Raw genomic sequence first — 2,143 nt, 5'->3', positions numbered from 1 at the left:
CCGGCCCGAAGATCACCTTCGCCGCGTCGGTGGCGTCGAACGTCGACTGGTGGCACGGGCACAGGATGTGGTGGGTGGTCTGCTCGTACAGGGCCCGCCGCCGCTCCTCCACGGCGAGCAGCTCCCGCGCCGACCCGGACAGGCGGAGCCCGAGCTCGGCCAGCTCCGCGGCGAGCCCCGCCGCGCGGGCGCGCAGGTCGAGCGCGTCCAGGACCTCCGCGTGCTCCTCGGTCACCTCCAGCCCGGCCCTGACCGCCGCCAGCGCGCCCTTGCGGGCGTCCCGGGAGGAGTGTTCGAGGGCCGTCGCGTGCCAGGCGGCGATCCTGCCCGAGGCCGGGCCGCTCGTCCGCCGGACGGAGGCCAGCAGATGCCCCGCGGGCCGGCCCAGCGACAGCGCCACGCGCGCGGCGACGATGCGGGCCTCGTCGGCGGCGTCGGCCCAGCCGCCGGCGTCCAGCCGTTCCGCCGCGGCCGCGGCCGAACGCAGCAGGACGGGGGAGCGTTCACCGGACGCCCACCGGGCCTTGAGCAGCACGTGCTCGGCCAGCAGCGCCCATCCGGTGCGCTGCTGCTCGGTGAACGTCGTGCGGGCCTGCTCCGCCGCCACCGTGGCCTCCTCGGCGTTGCCGTCGGCCAGTTCGGCGTGGGCGAGGAGCAGGTAGCCGTCCGCCGTGTCGCACCGGTACCCGTTCGCGGTGGCCGCGTCCAGGGCGGCGGTGAGGACGGGACGCGCCTCACCCGGCAGACCCGCCATGATGAGCGTCTCCGCCTGGTCGAGCCGGCACTGCGCCAGGCGCTCCCCGGTCAGGCCCCGCTCGGCCTCCGCGAAGAGACGGAGCGCGCGCGGGACGTCCCCGCGCCGCGACACCGTGAAGGCCAGGTTCCCTTTCGCCATGGCCGTCTGGTGGCGCAACCCGGCGGCCTCGCCGACGGCGACGGCCTCGGCCAGCGCCTCCTCCGCGCCGTCGTAGTCACCGCGGAACACCCGCGCCAGGCCGAGGTTGGTAAGCAGACCGTTGAGGGCCGCGGGATCGTGCCCCGCGCGTAACCGGGGCAAGGCCCGCACGGCGACGTCGTGCGCCTCCTCCAGGCGTCCGGCCCGTGCCAGAGCGCCCGCCTTGTTCGCGGCCAGACGGTCGGCGTCGGACCCGTGCAGGACGGTCTCCGCCCGCCGCGCGAGGGCGAGCGCCTCGGTGACGTCGCCGCTCGCCGTGAGCAGCCCGACGAGGTTCATCCGCACCTGCGCCGCCGCGTACGCGTCGGACCCGGAGGCCAGTTCCAGGGCGCGCCGGAGGAAGGCGAGGCCTTCGTCGAGCCTTCCCAGCTCCTTGGCGGCCAGGCCGGCCACGCGCAGCGGCAGGATCCCGCCGCCGTCCTCCAGCAGCGCGAGCGCCCGCGTGAAGGCGGTCGCGGGATCCGTCGCCGCCATCCGCAGCAGGACGCCTTCGTCCGGCCCCGTCATTCGTCCCGCCCGGTCATTCGTTCGGCCCGGTCACAGCCGGATCCAGCTCGTGACGATCGACGTGCCGTCGTCCAGCCGCAGGATCAGGCTCACCAGCCCGGCCGGGACGCGCGGCAGCCAGAACAGCCCCGCCGGCTCCGTGCGCGCCGTGATCCCGCCCGGCGGCAGGTCGCGGTGGCGGACCTCGACGAGCGCCGCCGCGGACGGGACGAGCCGCCCGTGGATCTCCCGGAACCGGCCGTCCGGCGACACCTCGATCTCGACCGCCGCGTCCGGGCAGGTGAAGGTCAGCGTCCGGGCCGGGCCGCCCCGCACCCCCGCCGCGCGGCCGCCCCGGTCGTGCTCCAGGTCGGCGAGCCGCGCGGCCGGCGTCCGCCACGCGATCGACGCGCGGGCCGCGGCGAGGACGGCCGCCGGCACCGGGTCGAGGATCTGGAACGTCGCGCGGACCCCCGCCATCAGCTCGTCGTCGTTCACGGGACGAGCCTCCGCAGCGACTCCAGGCAGCGCGCCCGCGTCGGGCCCACGCTGCCGACGGGGATCCCGAGGGCGGCGGCCAGCTCGGCGTGGCTCGGCGCGAGCGCGAACAGCCGCAGCAGCGTCCGGCAGCGCAGCGGCAGCCGCTCCAGCGCCGCGCCGACCATGCCGAGCCGCTCGCGCGCCGCGACCACCCGCGCCGGG

Annotated in this window: 2 protein-coding genes and 1 pseudogene; all 3 read right to left on the bottom strand. The window is 77.3% G+C overall.

Annotation, left to right across the window (positions count from 1 at the left end; all coding sequences use genetic code 11):
* Nucleotides 1–1,462: tetratricopeptide repeat protein (locus AB0K37_RS41830; protein WP_363991697.1), on the bottom strand; the 1,462-nt coding region annotated here is incomplete at its 3' end.
* Nucleotides 1,463–1,492: 30 nt separating this feature from the next.
* Nucleotides 1,493–1,939 carry a hypothetical protein gene (locus AB0K37_RS41825; RefSeq protein ID WP_363991695.1) on the bottom strand — a complete coding sequence of 149 codons (447 nt, stop codon included), beginning with the start codon at nucleotides 1,937–1,939 and terminating at the stop codon, nucleotides 1,493–1,495.
* A pseudogene (locus AB0K37_RS41820) lies at nucleotides 1,936–2,143 on the bottom strand (sigma-70 family RNA polymerase sigma factor); the annotation flags it as partial. The gene AB0K37_RS41825 and the pseudogene AB0K37_RS41820, both read right to left, overlap by 4 nt.

It is taken from the genome of Actinomadura sp. NPDC049753 (assembly GCF_040674655.1).
GTDB classification, from domain to species: domain Bacteria; phylum Actinomycetota; class Actinomycetes; order Streptosporangiales; family Streptosporangiaceae; genus Spirillospora; species Spirillospora verrucosospora.
This window is presented reverse-complemented; position numbering and strand designations above follow the sequence as displayed.